We start from the raw sequence: 21,079 nt of genomic DNA on the forward strand, positions 1-21,079 counted from the left end.
CACGGAAGCAGCCGACCACAATGATCGGCTGCTTCATTACGTTAACGGGCAGTTTAACGCAACAAAAGGTGATGTTATTATTTTACCGAATATTATATATAAGTTGAACTGTAGAGAGGGAGATAATAATGGATTACGGTTGGATATTGTTAACTGATGAAGAAGAAAAAGAAGTTTGGTCAAAATTTAATAAGGTATTTCATCCTAGACCAAGTAAATCAATTTTCCCTTCATATATTCCAACTCCGTTTATCCAGTATGATATATCTAATTGTTATACGGAAGAATTCATTCAAGATTTCGAAGAAAAAGCTGTTTTAGCATTTCAAAAATGCACAATTCCTGGAGAGCGTATTTACGCTCTAGATTGGCAACATGATTGCTATATAGTAGATGCACAAAAAGAGTTTCCTAGACATGTACCTTGGAGAGTAGACAATGGAGAATGGATAATTTCAATATATCCGGATGGAGATTATCATTTTTTTCTAGCCAGTGACTTTTCATGGGGGATATTAGGTCATCCATGGGAGAATAACATTACTATTTATGGGGATAAACTTTTAAGCTGTTTCTCAAAGGCGCAGCCGCTGATGCTTCATAAAGTAATTATACAAGGATAGAGGACAGCTAAGTTAAAATCTTTGAACTTAACTGGAGAATATAGCTCGAATTTGAGGAGCTGTATTATGGAGAGAGCTAACTGGACCCCACTACGGAACATAAGTGATGATGAAAAGATATGGATTGGAACAAAAGTTAGGCTTTATAATGTTGGTTTGAATGTTATTTATAAGACTGATGACTATTACGATTATTTGGTGTCTTTGATCTATGATAACGTGGAGTATTTTCAACTGACCAACCTTTCGCAAGGTAAGGCGGGTAATATTATTTGTGTTATTAAGAAAGATATACCGAATCATTATGCACTGGGTAAAACCCTTAAAGATATGGTGGGACTTGAAAATACATTTGTCCTTTTAGAGTAGCTAGAGTTAGCTGAACTAACGGGGAACTATAGTTTAACAAACACGAGGACGTAGTTGCTGGCATTGAACTGCAGCCTCATTGAAATAACATGCAGATTAGTGAAACTACAAGGAGAATGACTATGTATCGTTTAAGTGAAGACTTTCAATATCACGATAGTTATTTTGTTATAGGGAACCCGTGGTTCCCCATAATTATTGTTGTTTTGCTTATTATGGCTGGTGTAATTATTTATAAGGTTTTAAGAAAAAAAACGATAACTAACCTCTACGTCTGTTCAACTAACGGATAACGCCATTAAAAAGATCAGATTAAAACCTCCCATAAGAAGTAAACTAGAACTAATAGCTTCTAAATGGGAGGTTTTGTTATGAATCTAAGTGAGTTGTGGCGGTCTTATGAAGCTGACAAACGTATTCAAGGATTTTGTCCGAAAACATTAAATGCTTATATCCTGCAGCATAGAATGCTGATGTCGGAACTTGGTGACCATGATATAGCTGAGATAACGTTAACAATGTTAAAAGAGTACTTGGCAAAACAGGCAGATCGTTTAAAGCCAAGCAGCCTGGGACATCGTATTCGGTTTGTTCGTTCTCTTTTCCGTTACGCGTATGAAGAAGCTTACCTGAATTCAAATCCTTCACTAAAATTAAGAGAACCTAAATTGGATAAGCGCATTCCTAAATTTTTAATTGAAGAAGATGTCATCAACTTGAAGATCTCTTGTCAGTCATTGAGGGAAAGAGCTCTGCTCGAGTTTCTTTACTGTACTGGGCGTCGTGTTGGGAAGGTAGAGAAGATCAACATTGAGGATCTGAATTGGGAACATTGCTCTGCGATAGTTAATGGCAAGGGTTCAAAACAGAGAGAAGTGTATTTGACGACTGAGTGCAAGATATAGCTAAAGAAGTATCTTGCCAGTCGTGAAGATACCTGTAAAGCATTATTCGTGACGGAAACCCAACCCATTAAGCGTATGGCCATTCCTACGTTTAGATGGGCTTTAAAACGGCTTGCAGATCGAGGAGAAATTATTACCGCACCGATTTAGACACACTTATGCTTGCCAGCTACTAGATAACGGTGCACCTCTGGATTTTATCCAAGTATGTTAGGTCATGAAAAAGCTTCAACCACGCAAATCTATGCTCAGCTCCGCGGCGAACGTCGGAGAGAACTTTACCGCAGATTCTTTTAGCTTGTATTAGCAGCGGAGTGTTTTAACGATCCGTTATTAAACTAAAGGGCAAGTTATGCGGAACAAAATAAAATTCGTCTTCGTAATTAGAAGGGAGTATGCTGAGTACAGCGATCTTATGACGTTATCTAGGAGGAATGTCTCATATTCCAAAAAATCAGAAACCTATTCAAGACTCGACGACTTAAACATGAATTAGAATTACTGAAACCAATACATGTCATTATGCATGAAAATAAAGAAATCTTCGAAGATCATTGGCAAGCAAGGACAGAAGCTTATGAATCGTTATCGGAAGAAGATATTCAAAGTATTTTAGTCTATACTAAAAAGAAACTAAATGAATTATCAAATTATTTCAATACCTTTAAGTTCAATAAACGGTCAAAGGATGTTTTATTCTTCTATACGGACTATGTAGATCTTTTATTGAAATTTCACAAGAGTAAATTTGATATGAGAAATCACCTGCAATACATGTATTTATATAGTGAACTATTATTAGGATCGCAAAGATATATAACGATTAAGAATTATTTAAGAGAAATTGAAGGGAAGTTCGAGGAAGATGATTCATTAAGCTAACTTGGAACCATAGCGTAACAAACAACAGGACGCGGCTGCCAAAATAAAACGGTAGCCGCGTTGAGCTAACGGTTAGGATATCGTGGTGATTCCGACTTTTCTGTCGATATTATTCTTGTAGGAGATATAAAACTAAAGCTCAGTAAGAAAAGCAAAGAAACGGAGCAGCAAATTAACCACAAGCAAATCCCCAACGTCTCATGCAGTTAGCAGGCATTCAGTCGGTGATCCGCAGCAGAAAGCGAAAGAATGTGTTCGGGCATTAGAATAACAACAGCCTCGCCGTCAAAAAGGCTGTGAAGGCAGCGCCAAGGAGTAGACCCATGCTGCATAGTGACCGAGGCTTTCAATATACTTCTTTGCGATTTACAAAACGAAGCGGCCTCAGTCCAATGGAATTCAGGACTAAGGCCGCTTAACGGTTTTTATTATTTGTATTGTCTAATTGATGAGGTGCAGTTCACGCGTAGGAACAGCCTCAAATGAATTATTTTTTAAATATCTTCAAAATATCCAGTGCTGTGTTATAAACAAATCTTTCCCATCTCGCTAATAAGCTATTTCCATTATTTCATTCGCGATTTGAGTAGCGTGACGTTTATGAAACTCTGCAACTCGTTGATTATGGAATGTGTTGAAACGTTGGTGGCGAAGGTTTATTTTTGCGTTCATCGTATATCCCTTCTTTCCATTTTTTGTAATTATATCATGCATGATAATTTATCCACAACAAGATCCCGTTGAGACATGGGAGTGATAACCTCAAGTGGCAGCGTGGAGAATGCGCGCAGTTTGTTTTAATCTCCAGGTTCAGTCTAAAACTTATTTAATGGAGCCTGTAGGTACGGTGACCTAGCCGAATCCTTTATTTTCTGCTCACACGTGGATCGGACAAGGAATCATCTCATAAAAAAAACCGCTCAAATGAGCGGTTTGATCTTAATCTACTGCTTTTCCTCGATAAATTGCCACGATCAAGCACACTGCTGGCTCTTAAATTATTTAATAACCCCGCATGCGATCCGATTGCCAGAGTTTCCTGAGGGGTCCGTAGCGTAGTCATCTTCTTTCTCATGAATAACGATGGCTGTACCGCCTTCCTTCAGAAGCGAGTTAGCCTTGCCTTGCAGAAGAGTGACATCCGCGCTGGCGATATCGGCGACCGCTTTTCCGTCAGCACCGACCTCGATGTTAGGCAAATCCCCGCTATGGTAACCTTTTGGGTTGTTGAACCCATGCTGCTTGGACAGCGGATTGAAGTGATCGCCGGCCGTTTTGAAATCAGGCGTATCGCATTTTCCTACATTATGAAAATGGACGCCATGTTTGCCAGGCGCAAGTTTCTCCACTTCAAGGTGAATATGGACCTTGTCTGCTTTCTGGATGAGCTGGGCCGCCCCAATCGTCTTGCCTTCACTGTTGATGATCGGAACGAGCAATTGGCCAGCTTCAGAGCTTGCTTGCGCATTTATAACCCCATACAACGGTGCGAGGAACATCACGCAGACGAACATCAATATTTTTCTCATTACATCCTCCCACATGGGTATTCAAATTTCGCCGCTTGGAAAGCGACATTACCCCTATGATTAGCTAAATTCCATTTTTTATGCAATAAATTCCAATATTACAAAGTGGGTTGGGTCCAATAGGAAAAGCTTCAATAATGATAAGCAGCTCAAGCTCCGTTATTCGTTGTTTTCTGAATGCTCTGGACGCCCATGACGACTGCAATTAGCTCGTAGCTCTCCAGTTCTTCGGAGTGGTTGCTTAAGCAGAAGGCGCCTGCTTGCAGCCAGTGGCTTGTTTTCTCGAAGGAAGCGATTTCCTTCTCGTCTGCGTTAAGAATCGTATAGGAATAGGAGAAGGCGGGCGATTCAATATAGAAAATGCCGCGACTGCCCGCATCATACTCATAACGTTTGCAGAAAAAAGTAAGCTTGCTCCGCAGCACCCCAACGATATGCCCGCCAGCATCAGTTATCTCCCATTTTCTTGAGAAAAACGGGAATTTTCCAGTATATCGAGAGGCAGAATCCGGGCCGTATATCGTTAGCGTTGCCGTTAACATGCTTTGCAAATCAATGGACCCAATCGATTGCCCTTCAGCATCCAGAATAGGCGTTTCCCCGGCACTGAAAAAATTGTCTTTGAAATAAAGCTCCATTTGCGCACCGCCTTCCAATTTATTTCCATACTATTACATACGCCACAGGCGAAGTAATGTTGCGGACACCTGCTGCATCAGCACCGTCAGCAATGAAAACAAAAAGCCAGAGACACGCACGGGTTAGGAGCGACTTAAATTCCTAGAAATATGTGGAAGGTGGAAGCAGGAGATGCAGTAGGCATTTACGGCGGGAATTTAGGTGGACCGGATGTGGAAGTCAAAGCGCAGCCGCTAAGCTCCACGCAGCCGCTGGATCCGTCGAACGCAACTGTGGACCTTGAAGTGATTAAAGCGGAGGATCAGCTGGTTCAAGCGATAATGCCAAATACAGCGCCAGCGAATGCCTATGCCGTATGGGTAATCACAGCTGAAGGAGCCAGCGATCCCTTTTGGTTTAATCGGGCGGAGCCATTCTGGATATCGGATACGACCGCTTATGCAGGACAAGCTGTACGCTGGCGATCTGCCTGACGGACGGAAAAAAATTTCCGGGCTCGCCTGGATTACGGAAACGACGGTTGGCTTCAATTTTGGCCATGTCTTTGGGATAGACGGTACGAAAGCAGAGGATTTAACCCGCGCTGCGATGGAAGTGCGCAGATTGATTAAGGAGCAAATCCAATTTTTGCACAAGTATGTACCTGGCTTTGAGCATATTCATCTTGATCACTCGGGTGATCAGATCGGCATTCGCGAAACAAGAAGAATTTAAGGCGACTACCGGCTGGTTGTCGATGATTTTATGGCCATGCGTTCATTCGAGGACGATATTGCGCGCAATGCCTATTTTATCGACATTCATTTGGCCAACGCCGGCACCACGATGCAGGTAAAGCATTTGCCGCGCGGCAAATCGCATGGCGTTCCGTATCGGTGCATGCTGCCGCAAGGAAAATCGAACCTCATCGTCGCAGGCCGGTCGGTTTCGTCTGATCGCGCGGTTCAAGGCTCGCTCCGCGTCATGCCGAACTGCTTTGCCATGGGGCAGGCGGCGGGGGTAGCAGCAGCCATGGCATCCTTAGCAGGCAGCGGATTTCGTGCGGTCCCGATCCGTGAGCTGCAGCGGAAGCTGATCGATCAGGGAGCGTGGCTTGGCGAGTATCCTAGCATCGCGGAAGCTGCGAAAACCGAGGCCGTAGGCGCGATTGTTTTTGATACCGAAAATTAAAACAGCGAGCAGCGAAGGGCTGTAAATAGAATAGGAATCAAGCCCTATATCGTTGTTTCGAAAAAGAGGAAGCTAGGGATCTGCACATCCTATCGTATCAAAAAACTTTTAAAAGAAGGCTGTAGGACTTATGTCTTACACGTCTTCTTTCGGTTGTGCGGGAGCTTGCTTCCGTCTCCTTTTTTAGGTACATTCAGTGTAATTAAGGATTTGTCCAAAGAAAGGAAAGGTGTCTACAATGACGATTTCTATCTATTTGAACGAGATTCTGACTCTGCTGAAAGATAACCTTCCGCAATTGGAGTCATCTTTACAGGGACCTGCCAGTGAAGCGAAAATTGCTCGTGTAGAGTCTAAGCTTGGCGTCCAGCTTCCGCAGGAGCTGCGTGAGCTATATTTGCTCCATAACGGCGAGGATCGAATGGGCCCGGGACTGTTTTTTGGTTTGCGCTTTCTGAGCTTGGAGGAGCTAGCTGCCGAGTGGCAGGTATGGGCGGATTTGGAGGAGGAGTATGGGGAGGAAGATAATCATTATTCCGTTCCGCTTGACTGGATCAAGGAAAGATATATCAACCGCGGCTGGCTGCCCATTAGCGAGGATGGCGGGGGTAACCACCTTGGAATCGATATGGCTCCGGCCGAACAGGGGATCGCGGGTCAGGTCATTAACTTTGGCCGCGACGAAGAAACCAAATACGTCATTGCGCATCAACTTTCGGACATGCTGCGTTTCATTCGGGATACGGTAAAAGAAGGCAGGTTCAAAGTTAACGATGAGGAGGAGTGGGTGTATTGGATGTACGGCGAAGAGGGAGCGGGGCACTTTCTGGATGCGGTCCGCTCCTTAGCATTGCCGCTGTATCATGCCCATCTGCGGGTAATACCCGAAGCGGGCCAGATGGAGCAGTGGGAGCAATCGCTGGATGATGGCTGGAGAGCTCTCATTTCCCAAAAAGCCGCGTCCTTGGATGCTTTCTTAAAGGCAAAGCAGCTGTATTTGATTAGGGAAGGCCTATCGGATGCTGCTCCGCTTGGGCAGTGCAAGGAGCTGCGAGAGCTGGTGTTGAGCGGTAACGAATTGGTGGATATTTCTCCTTTAAGCGGCTGCGTGCAGCTGAAAAAACTATATTTGAACGGCAACCCTGTTGCGGATATCAAACCGCTTGCCGCATTGCCGCATTTGCAGCAGCTCTTCTTGGCTAAAACCAACGTCATGGAGCTTTCGCCTCTCTCGGATTTGCCGAGCTTAAAGGAGCTGGGTCTGGAGAATACGCGGGTGATCGATTACGCTCCGCTGGTTCAGGTGAAGAGCCTTCGTTCCTTGTCTCTGTCTGACCTAAATGCGGAGCAGCTTCGCTCCTTGTCGCAATTAAAACAATTGCGCGAGCTGGAGCTGGATGGCGCAGACGAGGAAGCCCTTGCCGGCATCTCGGCTTTGGGAGAGCTTAGCGGCTTGAAGTCCTTGCATCTGAAAAATGTGGCTTTGGCCGATCTGCGGTTTCTGTCTGGATATCGGAAGCTGGAAAAGCTGAAGCTGGAGCAGGTAGCGGCAAAGGATATCTCTGCCCTAGCGGAGCTTCCCGAATTGAAATCATTGGAGCTTAACGGCAGTGACGATATCGGAAATTTGGCGATCGTAGCTAATTCTGCTTCGTTGAAGAAATTCACGGGCTCCTTCGCACAGTTTGATTTGCTCAAGGAACGCTTTAAGCAACAGGTCGATTTCTCAAGCATGATCGGCCATATGACAGATGAAGAAAACGAAAGATGGCACAGCTTTATTCGGTGATGAGAATTGGCGAACCCTAAGCGGGCTGCGCATAAGGTATTGCAGCAACAAGCACTTTTATGTTATTTTTATAGGAATGAATGTAAAGGGAGGTGAAGTAGGTGAATCACGAAATGGTCAATAACCGTATTAGCCAGCTGCCGATTGCTATGGCTGGCATTGTTCATGCATTTTCCGCGAACGGGATCAGTCTGTCCAATGAAGCTCATACGATTAAACCATTCGCGAGAAGACGCCTACTTTAACCGCTACGGATTGCTGGATCATCCGAAGGGCTGCAGGCTTTATTGCTGCGGCTCTTTTTTTGCATAGAAAAACACGGACCATGAATCGCTTGCACCTGTTTTTCTATCACCAAGCCATACGAATGATTTGCCGCTGTGGGCGGCAACGCTCATTTGCGTACGCGTATCAAAGTTAGGGTCTTCATCCATCAGGAGGCTCCTATTATGATTATTGTTAATATACAGGATATTAAGAAATACCACGCAGCCCATCTCTTGTTTGATGGTCTTACCATGCAAATCCACACAGGGGAGAGGATCGGTCTTATCGGCCGCAACGGGAGCGGCAAATCAAGCTTGCTTCGCCTTATCGCCGGCGAGGAGAAAGTAGACGAAGGGTTGCTGACCGTTCAGAAGGATCTGGCGATCGGCTATCTTCCGCAAATTCCGGCTGCCTTCGATGAGCTGACGGTTTATAGTGTTCTGGCTTATGGCTTTCAGGAGCTAATGGCCTGCAAGCAGCAAATGGAAGTGATGGAGCAGCGGATGTCGAGTTCGGAAATGTCAGCCAACTCCATCGCTTTGGAGCGCTTGCTGGGCGCCTACTCCCTTTTACAAAATAAATTCGAGCAAAGCGGCGGCTACGAAATGGATGCCGCGATTGATCAGGTAGCAACAGGCCTGCAGATCGATCGTTCCTATTATGCACGCAGCTTCAGCAGCCTCTCAGGCGGGGAGAAAACAAGGATTGCGCTGGCATCTCAGCTCATCAAACGGCCAGCGTTGCTGTTGCTTGACGAGCCGACGAATCATTTGGATTTAAAAGGCCTTGACTGGCTGGAGAAATTCCTCCTCCAATACGAAGGCACCTGCGTCATCATATCGCATGACCGTTATTTTCTTGATCGCGTCAGCTCGAAGACCATTGAGCTTGAGGATGGAGCCGCGCATACGTTCCATACGAATTACAGCGGATTTGTGAAGGAGAAGGAGGAGCTTCTTCTTCAGCAGTTCGCCCAGTTTCAAGAGCAGCAGAAGCAGCTCAAGAAGATGAGAGAAACGATCAAGCAGTTGGAAGAGTGGGGGCGGATTGGCGGAAACGAGAAGTTTTTTAAGCGGGCCGCCTCGATCCGCAGGGCGATGGAGAAGCTGGAGCTGTTAAAGCGTCCCGTTCTTGACCGAAGGACTGCAGGATTCGAGTTGAGCCAGGAAGAGCGATCCGGTCGGATCGCGCTCACCTTTCAAGGCGTTAATAAGCGCTTCGGCGGCCGGGATATTTTGAAGAATGCCGAGGGCACCGTGTTTTATGGAGAGAAGGTTGCGCTGCTGGGTGACAATGGATCAGGGAAAACAACCTTGTTCAAGCTGCTGCTCGGACAGCTGCAGTCGGACGCGGGAGAACTGGTTCACGGCGCGCGCCTAAGCATCGGATATTTGGCCCAGGAGGAGCAGATACCGGATCCGCAGCAGTCGGTACTCGATTTCTTCCGCACAGAGGGAGCTCTCGAGGAAGGCGAGGCTAGAAAGGTATTGGCGGTTTATTTGTTTTATGGCGCGGCGGTATTCAAGCCGCTGCATTCCCTCTCGGGAGGAGAATGGTCGCGTTTGCGCCTAGCGCTGCTCATTCGAAGGAAACCGAATTTGCTGCTTCTGGATGAACCGACAAATCATTTGGATGTCAGCTCGCGCGAAGCGTTAGAGGAGGCGCTGGAGCAGTTCGAAGGCACGGTACTGGCTATCTCGCATGACCGTTATTTTATTAATCGGCTTGCGGCGCGGGTGTGGGAACTGAAGAACGGAACGGTTCATTCCTATTTAGGAAGTTACGATGACTACAAAGCGAAAGCGACGACTGCGCAAATAATGGTACCGAGCGCTGCGCCCATTGCCAGTCCGCTCGAGCTGCGGGAGCATAAGCCCAAACCACCTGCAAAATCGAAGGAACTCACGCTCAAGGAACGGGAAAAGCTCCGTACACCCGCACAATTGGAAAGCGAAATCGCTTTTCTGGAGGCAGAGTTAGCGGTTTCGAGCAAGCAGATCGAGCAAGCTGCAGCAGATGGTGATAATGAATGGCTAACAGAGCTTTGGAGCGCGAACGAACAGCTGCAGCAGCAGCTCAACGGGGTACTGGAGCGCTGGCTTGAATTATCTGAAAGTTAATGGTTGCTTTCTCTATTAAATATAGTAATTTCTTATATAATCGCTTACTTCCTGATTAAGTTATGGTAAACTAAATGTTGGAAACATTTAGTGCGAGGGAGTGGAATGATGGAGCAGTTGATCGGAAAAAGGATGAAGCATGATATTTTGAACGCATACGGCGTTACCATTGTTCCAGCTGACTCTGTCCTCACCCGTGAGTCCCTAAACATATTAATTAACCATCGGATAGATTTGTATTCTCTCTCTCTTGCGGAGGATCAGAAGCCTGTCGCGGAAAATAGCATTCAACTGGGCGAACTGGTGCAGCAGACGGTTACGATATCAAAGGAACTGTTCGAATCGATCTTGGTATCAAGAAAGGTTCCGTTGATGGAGATTCGTAACGAAGTGCTGCCTGCCATATTGCAGCTCTCCAAAAATCCCGATATCTTCGAGTTGTTTGAGGCGGTGAAGGCGAAGGACGATTACGTGTACCAGCACAACGTTGGCGTAGGTGTCATTTCCACGCTCATCGGAAGATGGATGAACCTCGACGACTCCGAGCTGTCGATCTTGTCCTTGGCAGCAACGCTGCACGATGTGGGCAAAATCAAGCTTCCGCTTGAGGTTCTCAACAAACCGGGCAAGCTTAGCGAGGTGGAGTTCCAATTAATCAAGAAACATACGATTTTGGGCTACGAGCTGCTTAAAGGAACGACAGGGCTGAGCATGCGAATTGCCCGGGTGGCGCTTCAGCATCACGAACGTGTCGATGGCAAGGGCTATCCGCTTGGCTTGAAAAAAGAAAATATAGACGTCTTCAGCTCGATTGTAGCGGTAGCCGATATTTTTCATGCGATGTCGTCGAGACGCCCTTATCATGAGCCTCTATCCTTCCATGAAATTGTTAGCCAAATGAGTCAAGGACGGTTCGGGGCGCTGGACCCGCATATCATCTCTTTATTTATCGAAAATATGATGAAGCGGCTAGTAGGCAAGCAAGTGCTGCTTACGGATGGGCGGGAAGGCGAGGTTGTTTATATCAATCCGCATAATATCGAGACGCCTCTCATTAAGCTGGCCGACTATTTCCTCGATTTAAGCTTGGAGCGGGATATTCACATCAAATCCATCATTGCTTAACATAAATGCTATAAAGTGCCGCTGACCAACATTATGTTGATTAGCGGCATTTTTTGTGCATCGGGTGACGGTATTCGTTTTCTTTGAAGAAGGCATTTCAGCCTTTCAGGGACATGCTTGACCTTAAAGCTCACCGTTCTTTAAAGTATGTGCATTTCTACGATTAGCCTTTCGATGCCACTTGAAAAGGGTAGAAATAAGCACACAGAATCGCTCTTATTTTTGCTATAGTACAGTTATTAGCCGGAGGTGCAAGCATGCGAACGGGTCTCAGCAATCCGATGACAAAAATGAACGTAAAGCAGCAATTAATTTTATTGTTTCTCGTTATGGTAAGCCCGATTTTTTTATTGCATTCCTATGGCAACATGAAAGCGGAGCACTTGCTTAAAAATCATGTCACCAGCGCCTATGTCGAGCTGAGCAAGCAAAACTACACCGTCATCAAACGCGATATGGATACGATTAGCAAAATCACGACTACGATTATTCAAAACCCGATTACGCAGCAGCTCATTCCGCTGGAGAGCGATTCGGTTATCGAGCGGGTGCGCAAATACGATAAAGTCGACAAGCTGCTGGCAGGCAATTCAATCCCCCTCAACGGAGGAGAAGCGGTTTATTATTCGCTGTACATCTATGATCCGAATGATTATTATTTTTTCGCTCCAAAGCGTCAACTTATGCAGACCGGCGTTTATTTCTTCTCGGATTCGGAGAAGCCGGAATGGTTCGATAACGCTGTCAAATTAAAGAGCAAGGGCTATATGGAAATTATTGATTCCAATGTTGGCCTCTCGAGAATCAGCACACTTGCCTATATACGCGCCGTCAATAACGTTACTTATGGAAACGGTATCATTGGCGTGCTGGTTGCAACCAAAATGGATGTGAAAATTGCAGAGTCGCTCCGATCCGTCTCTCTCCCTGACGGAAAGATTATGTTTACAGATTGGTCGAACCGCGTTTTGGCCGCAACGGACTCCAAGTTGATGGATACGGTACTGGAGCTTCCGCCCGAAATGGAGATTGCCGAGGAGATGGAGGCCGAGGGCAGTTTTGACATCATGACGTCGGATTATATTTATGTGGTCAATTACAATCGGCTTCTGGACCACAAGCTGATCTATCAAATTCCCGTCAGCTCGCTGCTGAAGCAGCAGAGTGAGCTCAAAAACGTCATTCAGCTTATTTCCGTTGCGTACATTTTGTTCGGCTGCGTCGTGATGGTATATTTCTGGCGCTCGCTGATGACACCGCTGCAAAGGCTGGCGCAGTTTGTCCGATCCTACGAACCGGGGAAGCTGGTGCCGGAGACGCCTGGGAAAGGAAGGAATGACGAGGTAGGCGTGCTTATATCTGCTTTATATGATATGGCCCGCAGGCTGAATGCGCTTATTCATTACAAGTACCATATGGACATCAAGCAGAAGGAATCGCAGCTGCAGCTGCTCTACCAACAGATTAATCCGCATCTGCTCTACAATACGCTGGAGAGCATTTATTGGAAGAGCTCACTTGAGGGCAATACGGAATCGGCGGAAATGATCAAGGACTTATCGAAGCTAATGAAGATCGGCTTAAGCAGAGGAAGAGAGCTTATTCCGCTTGAAGAGGAGCTTGAGCACGCGTCTGCCTATGTCAGCCTACAGCAGAAGCGCTACAAATACGAGTTTCAGGTAACCTGGAGTATTTCGGATGCGGCACGCACGATTTTGATTCCGAAAATATCGCTTCAGCCGCTGATTGAAAATGCCATCATCCATGGGGTCAAATTTATGGGAGAGGATGGCGAGATTCATATTTCCGCCATCGTAGAAGGCGAGAGGGTCACCATTAAAGTGGAGGATAACGGGCATAAGGAAGTCGATTATGCCACGCTTGAGAGGCTGCTTAACGGCGATAAGCCAGACCATACGATGGGGTATGGCATTCGCAACATCCAACAGAGAATCCAGCTTCATTTTGGCAATATGTATGGAATGTCCTATAAGCGCGGGGAAGCTGGCGGTACGGTAGTAACGATTATTTTGCCAACGACCCATGATGAACCGCTGTAAACGGAAAGAGAGAGAAAGAGGAGGAATCGATATGTACAATATATTGATCGTGGATGACGAGCCATTGATTTGTGAAGGCTTAAGCAGCCTGCTGTCCGCATCGGGAATCAACTTGGCTAATGTATATACTGCCCATAGCGGGTATGAAGCACTAGATTATTTAAGAATTGAAGAAATTGATTTGCTTATAACGGACATCCAGATGGGTTCCATGAACGGCATTGAGCTCATGCACCAGGCGAAGCTGTTGAAGCCTTGGGTCCAGACGATTATCATTTCCGCATACGAGACGTTTCAATATGCCCAAATGGCGATCCGACTTGGCGCGAAGGATTATATGATCAAGCCGCTGAACAATGACCAGTTTCTCGACTCGGTGAGGAATGTGCTGCTCAAAATGGATAAGCCGGCCGCAGCGGAGGATCAATTTCTGTCGAAGCTGCAGGAGCATTTTCATATGGAGGAGCCGCTTCCGAGGCGCACGGAGCTATTTAACCAGCTGCTCTCCGGCAAGGAGGAGACACCGGCTGCGCTTTCGAAGCTGCTCTATGAACGCTATGCGGTTAACTTGGCTGGCCCTTACTTTGCGGTTATTAAGCTGCGGCTGAATCTCGCGGTCAAGGATCGCCAAATTCCGGCGAGGGATGCGCTGCTGCTGCAATATGCCGCTCTGAATATTGCTAATGAGCTTCTAGACAAAGAATGGAACCATGCGGCCTTCTATTCCCCTAACCAGGAAATCAGCGTAATCCTTCAATGGGATGAGAGTGAATTCGGAGAGTCGAGCGTCAACAAAATCAATCAGCTGGATATGATCGGGCGCAGCCTTTACTACAATATACACAAATATTTAGGGCTGCACTGTGTCATCGGCATTAGCCAGATCGTGCGCGGCATCGCATTTATGGAAATGCTGGGCGAGCAGGCACGCAAAGCGATTCTATGGAATAAGGAGCATCGCGACCATTATGTGTTTTATTACGGCGATTTTAATTGGAGCACCTACACGCAGGACCCGACGGCGGAGGAACTCAGCGAGCAAAACAGCCTGATTGTCGAGAAGTCCAAGGCCTATATTGACCGGAATTTTGCCCAGAAGGGACTGACGCTGCATGAGGTTGCCCAGAAAAACCATGTCAGTCCAAATTACTTGAGCTATTTGTTTAAGAAGGATACCGGCTATAACCTGTGGGAATACGTCATCAAGCTTCGGATGGAGGAGAGCCGGAAGCTTATTCTTCATACGGATTTGCGGAGATACGAAATATCAGAGCGGGTCGGTTATGAATCGCCGGAGCATTTTAGCAAAATTTTCAAGAAATATTATGGCATGAGCCCAAGTGAGCTGAAGAAGGATGACAAGAAATAAGATGAAGTAAAAATAGCTATCATTGCCTTAGATATGCACATTACCAGCTGGCCCCCTTGCTTCTAAAATGGTATAGAGCGATAGAAAAGAAAAGAGGGAAACCGAATGAACCAACCAGTTGCAGTAGGCGAGCCGCTCGATACCCAGGTACAGAGGAAGGCTGGCAGGTGGAAAAAGCATATCTCAGGTTATTTATTTCTGCTGCCGGCAGCCATCATTTTTATTTTATTTTTATGGGTGCCGATTACGAAGGGGATTATTTACAGCTTTTACACGATTGATTTTGTCAAAGGAAACGAGTTTGTTGGGTTAGAAAATTACAAGACGATATTTAATGACCCCGATGTATGGATCGGCGTGAAAAATACGCTTTATTACATGTTTTTATGTCTCGTCATTGGTTTTTGGGTACCGATCCTGTTCGCCATCGCAATCTCGGAGCTGCGCCGTTTTCAAGGTTTTGTTCGCGTAGCGGCGTATTTGCCCAATGTCATACCAGCCGTTGTGCTGTATGGGCTATGGAGATGGTTCTATGACCCGGTCGGCCCGATTAACGGCTTGCTGACGCAGACAGGCTCCGACCAAATCGCGTTCCTGACCAACCGGAGCTGGTCGATGATCTCGCTTGTCATCATGGAAACCTGGCAGCAGTTCGGGTCAGGCATGCTGATTTATTTGGCCGCCGTCCTTAGTATTCCTAGGGATTGGTATGAAGCGGCAGAAATTGACGGCGCGGGCATCTTCCGCCGGATATGGCATATTACGCTTCCTTCGATTCGCGGCCTTGTGCTGCTGTTGTTCCTGCTGCAGCTGATCGCTACTACCCAAGGCTTTCAGTCCCAGCTTGCCTTGCTGGATGGCGGCCCGAACAAGGCGACGCTTACGTACTCGCTGCTTATTGTTAAGTACGCTTTCACGCGGCTGGATTATGGTGTTGCGTCTGCACTAGGCGTGCTGATGTTCCTTGTTCTGGGCGGATTGGCACTCGTGCAATTCAAGCTGAACAACAAGGAGGCTGGCAAATCATGAAAAGCTTGGAGAGAGGCATATTATCCAGCTACGATTATCGCAAAAAAACGAATAAGCTTGGTTTTCTAATCGCAATTATCGTCATTATCGTTATGGTCGCGTCTATGATTTATCCGGTATTGACCGCTTTGTTCAATGGCTTAAAGACTAATGTAGAAGCGAACTCATTTCCGCCGCGCTTGCTCCCTACCGAATGGCATTTCGACAATTACAGCAAGGGCTGGGAGTTTATGAACCTGCCGCTGTTTTTGAAAAACACGCTTATGATCTTTGGCGGCAACATGGTGATGACCGTGGTCGTCTTGGGATTAGCGGCTTTCAGCCTGTCGAAGCTAAATGTGCCTTACCAGCGCGGCATTTATTTTTTCTTTATGATCACGCTGTTCATCCCGCCAAGCACGTACATCATCCCGAATTTCCTGAACCTGAAGGATTTAGGATTGCTCAATACGTATGCCGCGTTCTGGCTGCCGGCGGGTGCGAGCGCTTTTTACTTGCTGCTTCTGAAAAACTTCTTTGATGGCATCCATCACGAAATGATCGAGGCGGCGCGCATCGATGGAGCGTCTGATTGGAAAAGTTTCAGCCTCATCGTGCTGCCGCTGTCGATTCCGATTTTTTCCACGCTCGCGATATTCGTCTTCTCCACGGCATGGAATGATTGGTTTTGGCCATCCCTGGTCATGCACAGCGATAGTAAATATCCGCTGGCGACAGCGGTATACAAATACGTCATCAGCGCGCAAAGGCTGAATCTTAACATTCGTTTTGCGATTCTGACGATGGTCATGCTGCCGCCGATCGTTGTCTTTCTAACGTTCCAAAAATTCATCATGCGCGGATTACAACTCGGTGGCGTGAAGGGATAAGCAGTTCGTAGACATACACATGATCGGAATAAGAATACACCTCGTGGTATGAAAACGCCTCCTTTATGATGAGGATGTAGCGAAAATACGAAATGAGAAGGGGAATATCAATGCTAAAGAAAAATGTAGCGGTCATGATTTGTATGGTTATGCTATGCTCCATCTTGGCTGCTTGCAGTGGAGGCAACAACGGCGGCAATGCGAAGGAAACCGATAAACCGACAAATGCCGCAACGAACAACGCAGGTTCCAAGGAAACGGATCCTCCGAAAGAAGATATTAAAGACAAAAAAATTACAATTAGCATCTATTATCCTTTGCCTGACCAAGTGGAAAACCGCAAGCTGGAAGACGATAAGATCAAACGTTTCAATGAAGTCTATCCGAACGTAGAAATCGTGAAGAGCGACTGGCACTACAACCCAAGTGAAATCGGAATCAAAATGGCAGCTAACGAAGCGCCAACCTTCTTCAACACTTGGGCAACGGAAGCGAAGTTTTTGCAAGAGCGCGGCTGGGTAGCTGATATTACAGAGCTATGGGATGCTTATCCGTACAAAGATCAAATCAACCCGGTATTGCAAAGCCAATTCATCATTGACGGCAAAGTGTTCGGCGTTTCCCAGAAAGCTTATGTAACGACTACAGTCGTCAACAAGAAGCTGCTGGATGAGAAGGGCGTTCCTGTTCCTTCGTACGACTGGACTTGGGACGATATGTACAACACGGCTAAAGCGGTTGCCGATCCGAAAAAAGGGATCGCAGGCATCGCGCCAATGGGCAAAGGAACGGAAGCAGGCTGGAACTGGACGAATTTCTTGTTTGAAGCAGGCGGCGAGGTCCAAAATGTTGCCGATGGCAAAGTAACGGCAACTTTTAACTCTCCAGCAGGTTTGAAGGCACTTGAGTTTTACAACAAGCTTAGATGGGAAGCGAATGCGATTCCGCAAGACTGGGCACTTGGTTGGGGAGATGCGGTTGGCGCATTCGGCCAAAGCCGTACGGCAATGGTTATTGCTGGGGCAGAGGGCGTACTTGAGCAAGCGCTTAACCAAGGCGGGCTGAAGCCTGAGGATGTACTGACATTCCCGATGCCAGCAGCTGAGAAAGGCGGCAAGCATACGGGCGTTCTCGGCGGAGATTACTTGGTCATCAACCCAAATGCAACGAAGGATGAGCAAGACATGGCCTTCCGTTACATCACATTTGATTATTTCACGGATAAAGGTCTAGAATCGCTAGAAACGGATATTCAAAAACGTCAAACGGAAGGCAAATTCTTTATTCCGCCGCAAATGAACTACTACAGCCCAAGTTCGGAATACGGACAAAAAGCGCAAGCGATCTTCGATAAGTACGATAACGTCTACAAATACAATGCTGAATCCGATGCCCTGCTTGACGGCAAACCGGAAGCGCAATACAACACACAGGATTATTACGGGGAATTAACAAATGTCCTGCAGGAGGTATTCTCCACAAAAGGAGCGGACCTTCAAGGCCTGTTAGACAAATCGGCCAAGGTTGTACAAGAGAAATTTTTTGATTCCATTAAAGTAGAATAGTTGGTGGGAAAGGGCAGTCTTTCAAGTGACTCACCTTGCTTGAAAGACTGTTCAACAAAAATAGGACAGAGCAGGATTTAACAGCTGCTCTGTCCTATTTTTGTTTTGCGTATACGTTCTCTTGTATCTCTTTCTACGCTTCAAACTCCTCATTGGCACTTGTATGAATGCTGTCTTCCTCATTATCGCGAATCGTTTTTTGCAAAACAAGGCAAGCGACAATCAGGAAAGCGCCGGCTATTGCATAATAGCCTTTCACATAAAGCGGCTCTTCAAGCACATAAATCCCGATGTATTGCGCTAGAACCGCGAGGATAAAGCCGGCCCAAGCCATGAATGTAAAAGCGCTGGTGTTCCGGTTTCTGTAGCCTGGGTTGTATTCTTTAAGAAATTTATCTTCGTCATTGTCACGCGCAACCTTTTGCAGTAGGAACGAAGTGATAATTAAGAGAACGCCGGTTACAGCGTAATAGCCTTGTACGGACATAGGCTGCTTGAGCGTATAAATGCCGATGAATTCAAATCCGGCTGCGAGCAGAAAGGCGGCCCAAGCCATGAAGGTGTAAGTTGGTGTGTTGCGGCGGCGGTAAAAGTTGGCTGGTTTGCGAACATGCATCGTTTCCATTTTTTCCATTTGTGAAGCCCTCCCGAACCGTGTTGTTGTTGATGTCTTTAGTTTACAGCATATTCCTATTCCCGTAAGTACCATCTTATTGTAGTACCAGGTGCTAGGAAGATAACCAAAAATGAATTGACATTGAGAATCATTATCATTAATATGTTTTATAATGTCTATTCGGAAAGCAAGCATTGAGGAGTTGGAGCGGAAGATGGATTGGAATGATCATGTGAAATGCTGGAACTACGCCTCCAGTAAAGTGCTGGATATTCGTCACCATAGGCTGAAGCCTGGCGAGAACGTAAACGCGTACTTGCTGCCTGCCAGCGGATTTTTGTACACGGTTAAAGGGCAGGCGCAAGTGCTGCTGGACAGGAAGCCCTACGCGACGGATCAGTTTCGTTTGCTGCATGGAGGCAAGGGCATGTGCTTGGATATTTTAATAGCGGAGGAAGAATTCGAATATTATCTCATATTCTACAAGGCAACGATTCCAGTGCCTTGCAGCCAAGCAATATTAACTTTGCTTGAGAATCAGAAGCCGTTTGCACGATCCTACGGAGTTGCTCCGCAAAATTCGATTGTATTGTTTAAGAATCTTAGGGTTATGGAGGAAGAATGGCGAGTATCAAAATCTTTGGAGCGGCTGCATGTGAATGCATTATTCCAACGGTTTGTTTATGAGGTGATGCGACAGCTTCAGCTTTATGGGGATTTCCCCGTGAAAATAGCGCTTGGCGAACAAGCCCAGCGGTATATTCATGATCATTACAGTGAGCAGATTACGCTGGAGCAGCTGGCGCAAAGCTTAAATTATAGCGCGAAAAATCTATCGAAGGTGTTTAAACAAGAAACCGGATACAGCGTTATCGATTATGTCATTCAAGTGAGAATCAATCATGCCAGAGAGTTGCTGTGGCAAACCGATGCGACGATTCAGGAGATTGCCGAAAGCGTGGGGTATTTCGACCGTTTATATTTCACCCGGATTTTCAAAAAACATGCTGGCATATCTCCCGGCCATTTCCGGCGACACAAGCAAGGAGAAGAGAGAAACGAAGCCGATCGTCTATACAGATGGAGCCGATCGTCCATTGTTCGGGGCAAACTGCGGAAGTACAATGGTGATGGTTATGATAATCATTATCAATTAAGAGGAGAGAAAAACTTGACCATGTACAAAGGTTTGAAATTATCTATGGCAGCCACGCTTTTATTGTGTTTTGCCTTAATGATGAGCGCTTGCTCAACGGGAAATCTGGGCACGGGGACAAGCAACGTGGCAGCACAAGCAACCGCTAGCGCAACCGAGGCTCCGGCACAGACCAGAATGGTTGCTACAATTAAAGGGGATATCGAAATTCCGGATCAACCGCAGCGGATCGTCGTTGATTTATATTTAGGCAGCTTCATTGCTTTGGAGGTCACGCCGGTCGGAACGCCAGAGCTTAATTTGAAAAATCCGTATTTTACGGAGGCGCTTGCCGGCGTGGAAAATATCGGGGAATATGAAAGTGTATCGCTCGAAAAAGTCATTGATTTGCAGCCGGATTTGATAGTGACGGGGAATGAAGAGGCGTATGCAGAATTTAGTAAAATCGCGCCTACGATATTGGTCCCTTATGGGGAATTGAAAAATGCGCATGAAGAGCTTGCTTTTTTCGGGAAAGTGCTAGGCAAGGAAACGGAGGCAGAGGCTTGGCTGGCTGATTATGACAGACGCATTGCCTCAGCTAAACAGAAGGTAGAGAGTGTGATCCCAAGCGAGGCTACCGTTTCCGTCATGCAGGATTGGGGCAAGAACACGGGGGTGTTCGGCGATAACTTTGGCAGAGGCGGACAAGCCGTTTACCAGGCGCTTGGCCTGAAGCCGCCGGCTAAAGTGGCCGAGCAGCTAATGAAAGAACAGATCGTGGAAGTATCAGGTGAAGTATTATCTGACTTTGCGGGGGATTACATCGTTTTGACTACCGACACGCTTACGCTCGCGGATTTGAAAGCAGACCCGATCTGGAAATTGCTTGATGCAGTGAAAAATGACCGGGTTTATATTTGGACGCATGATCGCTCTTGGTATTTTGATCCCATTGCCACCCTTTCCCAAACAGAGGAATTGGCGGCATGGCTAACAGGAGAGAAATAGAAGCCGT

20 protein-coding genes and 2 pseudogenes are annotated in these 21,079 nt (G+C 46.5%); 17 read left to right on the plus strand and 5 right to left on the minus strand.

Annotated features, from left to right (window positions below; translation table 11 throughout):
- The first annotated feature begins 128 nt into the window (after nt 1-128).
- The 5 genes from E0496_RS24960 to E0496_RS36265 all read left to right on the plus strand — a co-directional run bounded on the left by E0496_RS24960 (nt 129) and on the right by E0496_RS36265 (nt 2,779).
- On the plus strand, nt 129-623 hold the full coding sequence (locus E0496_RS24960) for a DUF2716 domain-containing protein (RefSeq protein ID WP_141504472.1): 495 nt from the start codon (nt 129-131) through the stop codon (nt 621-623).
- A 66-nt stretch (nt 624-689) separates the two neighbouring features.
- Entirely contained in the window at nt 690-992 is a 303-nt protein-coding gene (locus E0496_RS24965; protein ID WP_141504473.1) for a hypothetical protein, read from the plus strand.
- A gap of 371 nt (nt 993-1,363) precedes the next feature.
- Nucleotides 1,364-1,897 carry a tyrosine-type recombinase/integrase gene (locus E0496_RS36965; RefSeq protein WP_277755885.1) on the plus strand — a complete coding sequence of 178 codons (534 nt, stop codon included), beginning with the start codon at nt 1,364-1,366 and terminating at the stop codon, nt 1,895-1,897.
- 112 nt (nt 1,898-2,009) lie between these two features.
- Nucleotides 2,010-2,111 (plus strand): tyrosine-type recombinase/integrase, encoded by a 102-nt coding sequence (locus E0496_RS36970; RefSeq protein ID WP_277755886.1) that lies wholly within the window; start codon nt 2,010-2,012, stop codon nt 2,109-2,111.
- Nucleotides 2,112-2,419: 308 nt separating this feature from the next.
- Nucleotides 2,420-2,779 (plus strand): hypothetical protein, encoded by a 360-nt coding sequence (locus E0496_RS36265; RefSeq protein WP_206669852.1) that lies wholly within the window; start codon nt 2,420-2,422, stop codon nt 2,777-2,779.
- A gap of 998 nt (nt 2,780-3,777) precedes the next feature.
- On the opposite strand, the gene E0496_RS24980 is transcribed toward E0496_RS36265, so the two are convergent.
- Together E0496_RS24980 and E0496_RS24985 are read right to left on the minus strand one after the other, a co-directional pair.
- The gene (locus tag E0496_RS24980) at nt 3,778-4,308 is read right to left on the minus strand and encodes a superoxide dismutase family protein (protein ID WP_141504474.1); all 531 of its coding nucleotides are present in this window, start codon (nt 4,306-4,308) and stop codon (nt 3,778-3,780) included.
- Between the two features lie 149 nt (nt 4,309-4,457).
- Nucleotides 4,458-4,946 carry an LURP-one-related/scramblase family protein gene (locus E0496_RS24985; protein ID WP_141504475.1) on the minus strand — a complete coding sequence of 163 codons (489 nt, stop codon included), beginning with the start codon at nt 4,944-4,946 and terminating at the stop codon, nt 4,458-4,460.
- Nucleotides 4,947-5,096: 150 nt separating this feature from the next.
- Here E0496_RS24985 and E0496_RS24990 point away from each other — a divergent pair, with 150 nt between their 5' ends.
- The 4 genes and pseudogenes from E0496_RS24990 (at nt 5,097) to E0496_RS35920 (ending at nt 8,151) form a co-directional block, all read left to right on the plus strand.
- On the plus strand, nt 5,097-5,420 hold the full coding sequence (locus E0496_RS24990; RefSeq protein ID WP_206669853.1) for a hypothetical protein: 324 nt from the start codon (nt 5,097-5,099) through the stop codon (nt 5,418-5,420).
- Nucleotides 5,386-6,117 (plus strand): annotated as a pseudogene (locus E0496_RS24995) (FAD-dependent oxidoreductase). The gene E0496_RS24990 and the pseudogene E0496_RS24995 overlap by 35 nt, the downstream one beginning before the upstream one ends.
- Before the next feature lie 238 nt (nt 6,118-6,355).
- Nucleotides 6,356-7,906 carry an SMI1/KNR4 family protein gene (locus E0496_RS25000; protein WP_241674979.1) on the plus strand — a complete coding sequence of 517 codons (1,551 nt, stop codon included), beginning with the start codon at nt 6,356-6,358 and terminating at the stop codon, nt 7,904-7,906.
- A gap of 101 nt (nt 7,907-8,007) precedes the next feature.
- Complete coding sequence (locus tag E0496_RS35920; RefSeq protein ID WP_175598117.1) at nt 8,008-8,151, plus strand: hypothetical protein; 144 nt, start codon at nt 8,008-8,010, stop codon at nt 8,149-8,151.
- A 39-nt stretch (nt 8,152-8,190) separates the two neighbouring features.
- On the opposite strand, the gene E0496_RS35675 is transcribed toward E0496_RS35920, so the two are convergent.
- A complete protein-coding gene (locus E0496_RS35675) occupies nt 8,191-8,340 on the minus strand; it encodes a hypothetical protein (RefSeq protein ID WP_161601560.1) in 150 nt (49 codons plus the stop codon).
- Between the two features lie 15 nt (nt 8,341-8,355).
- On the opposite strand from E0496_RS35675, the gene abc-f reads away from it, so the two are divergent.
- The 7 genes from abc-f to E0496_RS25035 all read left to right on the plus strand — a co-directional run bounded on the left by abc-f (nt 8,356) and on the right by E0496_RS25035 (nt 18,310).
- Nucleotides 8,356-10,293: a ribosomal protection-like ABC-F family protein gene (abc-f, locus tag E0496_RS25005; protein ID WP_141504477.1), complete on the plus strand. Its 1,938-nt coding sequence runs from the start codon at nt 8,356-8,358 to the stop codon at nt 10,291-10,293.
- A gap of 108 nt (nt 10,294-10,401) precedes the next feature.
- Nucleotides 10,402-11,418 (plus strand): HD-GYP domain-containing protein, encoded by a 1,017-nt coding sequence (locus E0496_RS25010; protein ID WP_141504490.1) that lies wholly within the window; start codon nt 10,402-10,404, stop codon nt 11,416-11,418.
- Between the two features lie 257 nt (nt 11,419-11,675).
- Nucleotides 11,676-13,478, plus strand: coding sequence for a sensor histidine kinase (locus tag E0496_RS25015; RefSeq protein ID WP_141504478.1), 1,803 nt, complete (start codon nt 11,676-11,678; stop codon nt 13,476-13,478).
- 31 nt (nt 13,479-13,509) lie between these two features.
- Nucleotides 13,510-14,847 carry a response regulator gene (locus E0496_RS25020; RefSeq protein WP_141504479.1) on the plus strand — a complete coding sequence of 446 codons (1,338 nt, stop codon included), beginning with the start codon at nt 13,510-13,512 and terminating at the stop codon, nt 14,845-14,847.
- Between the two features lie 105 nt (nt 14,848-14,952).
- On the plus strand, nt 14,953-15,876 hold the full coding sequence (locus E0496_RS25025) for a carbohydrate ABC transporter permease (RefSeq protein WP_141504480.1): 924 nt from the start codon (nt 14,953-14,955) through the stop codon (nt 15,874-15,876).
- The gene (locus E0496_RS25030; protein ID WP_141504481.1) at nt 15,873-16,745 is read left to right on the plus strand and encodes a carbohydrate ABC transporter permease; all 873 of its coding nucleotides are present in this window, start codon (nt 15,873-15,875) and stop codon (nt 16,743-16,745) included. Before E0496_RS25025 ends, E0496_RS25030 begins: the two co-directional genes overlap by 4 nt.
- 110 nt (nt 16,746-16,855) lie before the next feature.
- A complete protein-coding gene (locus E0496_RS25035; RefSeq protein WP_141504482.1) occupies nt 16,856-18,310 on the plus strand; it encodes an ABC transporter substrate-binding protein in 1,455 nt (484 codons plus the stop codon).
- Nucleotides 18,311-18,443: 133 nt separating this feature from the next.
- Here the strand turns inward: E0496_RS25035 and E0496_RS36975 are convergent, their stop codons facing one another.
- Nucleotides 18,444-18,644 (minus strand): YiaA/YiaB family inner membrane protein, encoded by a 201-nt coding sequence (locus tag E0496_RS36975; RefSeq protein WP_274382333.1) that lies wholly within the window; start codon nt 18,642-18,644, stop codon nt 18,444-18,446.
- A gap of 84 nt (nt 18,645-18,728) precedes the next feature.
- A pseudogene (locus E0496_RS37265) lies at nt 18,729-19,121 on the minus strand (YiaA/YiaB family inner membrane protein); the annotation flags it as partial.
- Between E0496_RS37265 and E0496_RS25045 the strand changes: the two are divergent.
- Nucleotides 19,099-21,072, plus strand: a complete 1,974-nt coding sequence (locus tag E0496_RS25045; protein WP_241674981.1) for an ABC transporter substrate-binding protein — start codon at nt 19,099-19,101, stop codon at nt 21,070-21,072. The pseudogene E0496_RS37265 and the gene E0496_RS25045 sit on opposite strands and share 23 nt — an antisense overlap.
- The last annotated feature ends 7 nt before the right edge of the window (nt 21,073-21,079 follow it).

The sequence above is a fragment of the Paenibacillus luteus genome, from assembly GCF_006542765.1.
GTDB lineage: Bacteria > Bacillota > Bacilli > Paenibacillales > Paenibacillaceae > Pristimantibacillus > Pristimantibacillus luteus.